We start from the raw sequence: 2,364 nt of genomic DNA, 5'->3' as shown, positions 1-2,364 counted from the left end.
GCGGCGGCGAGGGCGTAGTTGCCGCCCGATCCCACCGCGGCCACGCCGTGCTCGGGCTCCAGCACGTCGCCCACGCCGGTGACGGTGAAGATCGAGCTCTTGTCCGCGACCAGCAGCATGGCCTCGAGCCGGCGCAGATAGCGGTCGGTCCGCCAGTCCTTGGCCAGGTCGACGCAGGCGCGGGCCAGCTGGTCGGGATACTGCTCCAGCTTGGCTTCCAGCCGTTCGATCAGGGTGAAGGCGTCGGCGGTGGCGCCGGCGAAGCCCGCCAGCACCTTTCCGCCCGCCAGGACGCGCACCTTGCGCGCCGCGCCCTTGACGATGGTCGGGCCCATGGAGACCTGGCCGTCGCCCGCGATCACGGTGCGTCCGTCCTTGCGCACCGCCAGAATCGTGGTGCCGTGCCAGTCGGGGAAGTGAGATGTTTCGTTCGCCATCCGTCCCAGATGGAGACCGAAATGCGGCGCGGCAAGCAGGAAGGCGGGGAAATACAACGTCGGCGCCCGGCCATATTGTTACCAATGCAGCGCGTTACAAAGCCAAAATATGCCCCATATTCGGCCACATAAGGGAGACGCCGTGCTTCATCGCGTCATCTATGCCAGCGAAGCTGTCGGGGCGACCGGCGTGTCGATGCTGTCGATCGCCCAGATTCTGGGCAGTGCCGAAAGCAACAACCGCCGCGATCACATCACCAGCTGCGTGATGTTCCATCAGGGGCATATCCTCCAGGCCATCGAGGGCTCGCGGACCGATATCGACCGCCTGATCCGCCGCCTTCTGGGCGATCCGCGCCATTCGGGTCTGCGTATCCTGATCGACACGCCCATCGCCGCGCGCGTCCTGGCCGAACCGATGGAACTGTGCGGCGAGCCCGCGGGCATGCTCGAGAAACTGGGCCTTCCCTGCCTGTCCCGCATCACGCCGCAGGAAGCCCAGGCCATGTTCGAATACCGCAAGGCGGCGTGACGCGGATTCGTGACGGATCCCTCGTGACGCGGGACGGATCCCGGCCTAACGGAGACGGGTGAGCTTCTCCGACGACGAAATCGAACGCTACGCCCGCCACCTGGTCCTGGCCGAAGTCGGCGGACCCGGTCAGCAGCGGCTGAAGGCCGCCCGCGTCGGCCTCGTCGGCATGGGCGGGGTCGGCGGCCCCGCGGCGCTGTATCTGGCCGCGGCCGGCGTCGGGACCCTGCGGCTGATCGATGACGACGCCGTCGGCCTGTCCAACCTGCAGCGCCAGATCGCCTTCGCCACCGCCGATGTCGGCCGGTCCAAGGTCGAGGCCGGGGCCGAGGCCCTGGGCGCTCTCAACCCCCATGTCCGCATCGAACCGGCCGCCGAGCGGCTGGGTCCCGACAACGCCGCGCGACTGATCCAGGGCTGTGACGTCGTCCTCGACGGGACCGACGATTTCGCCGCCCGCTTCGCCGTCAACGCCGCCTGCGTCGCGGCGGGGATTCCCCTGGTCTCGGGCGCCCTGGGACGCTGGAGCGGCCAGGTCGGCGTCTTCACCGGCCGTCCCTGCTATCGTTGCCTCGTCGCCGATGGACCGCCCGACGCCGAGACCTGCGCCCGCGTCGGCGTGGTCGGGGCGCTGGCCGGGGTGGTCGGGTCGATGGCGGCGCTGGAGGCGATCAAGCTGATCACCGGCGCGGGCGAGCCGCTGACGGGCCGCCTGCTGATCTACGACGGCCTCGCCGGCGCGGCGCGCACGGTCACCGTCGGCGCCGACCCCGGCTGCCCGACGTGTTCACCCGGCTGATCAGGCGAATACGCGGCGGAACAGGTCGATATACTGACCCATCAGGTCCAGTTCGACGCTGTCCTCCCAGTCGGCGTGGCCGGCTCCGCGCACCTCGATGTAGTCGACGGGCTTGCCGGCGCGATCCAGCGCCTCCTTCATGCGGCGTGACTGGAATACCGGCACGATCACGTCGTCGACGCCGTGGACCAGCATGACCGGACAGCCGATCTCGGCGGCGCGGCGGCGCGGCGAGGCCCGTTCGAGGGCCGCCCGGTCCGTGTCGGGATCGCCGATCCGGGTCGACCAGAAGCGGTAGGCCTCGTTCTCGGGCGAATTGTCGCCGCGCTTCTCATTGTCCAGCAGTTCGGGGAGGTCGCTGTCGCCGCAGATGGCGATCGCCGCCTTGTACAGGTCAGGCCGCCGGACCGCTCCCATCAGGGCCGCATAGCCGCCGTAGCTGGCGCCCATGATGCCGACCTTGCCGGCGTCGAGCCCCTTCGTCCGGATCGCGTGGTCCACGGCGTCCTCGACGTCCTCCTGCATCCGGTCGCCCCAGCGCCCCCAGCCTTCGCCGGCGAAGGCGAGGCCATAGCCGCCGGAGCCCCGGAAATTGG

4 protein-coding genes are annotated in these 2,364 nt (G+C 69.8%); 2 read left to right on the top strand and 2 right to left on the bottom strand.

Features of this window, described 5'->3' with window-relative positions; all coding sequences use genetic code 11:
- On the bottom strand, positions 1-437 hold a 437-nt coding region (hslV, locus tag V6M42_RS07200; RefSeq protein WP_332678008.1), incomplete at its 3' end, for an ATP-dependent protease subunit HslV.
- 142 nt (positions 438-579) lie between these two features.
- On the opposite strand from hslV, the gene V6M42_RS07195 reads away from it, so the two are divergent.
- Complete coding sequence (locus V6M42_RS07195; RefSeq protein ID WP_332657898.1) at positions 580-969, top strand: BLUF domain-containing protein; 390 nt, start codon at positions 580-582, stop codon at positions 967-969.
- Between the two features lie 58 nt (positions 970-1,027).
- Positions 1,028-1,768, top strand: a complete 741-nt coding sequence (locus V6M42_RS07190; RefSeq protein WP_332678007.1) for a HesA/MoeB/ThiF family protein — start codon at positions 1,028-1,030, stop codon at positions 1,766-1,768.
- On the opposite strand, the gene V6M42_RS07185 is transcribed toward V6M42_RS07190, so the two are convergent.
- On the bottom strand, positions 1,769-2,364 hold a 596-nt coding region (locus V6M42_RS07185; RefSeq protein ID WP_332678006.1), incomplete at its 5' end, for an alpha/beta hydrolase family protein. It lies immediately after the preceding gene.

Source organism: Brevundimonas sp. (assembly GCF_036677305.1).
Classification (GTDB): Bacteria; Pseudomonadota; Alphaproteobacteria; order Caulobacterales; family Caulobacteraceae; genus Brevundimonas.
The sequence above is the reverse complement of the archived record's forward strand: the minus strand, read 5'-3'. Positions and strand labels throughout refer to the sequence as shown.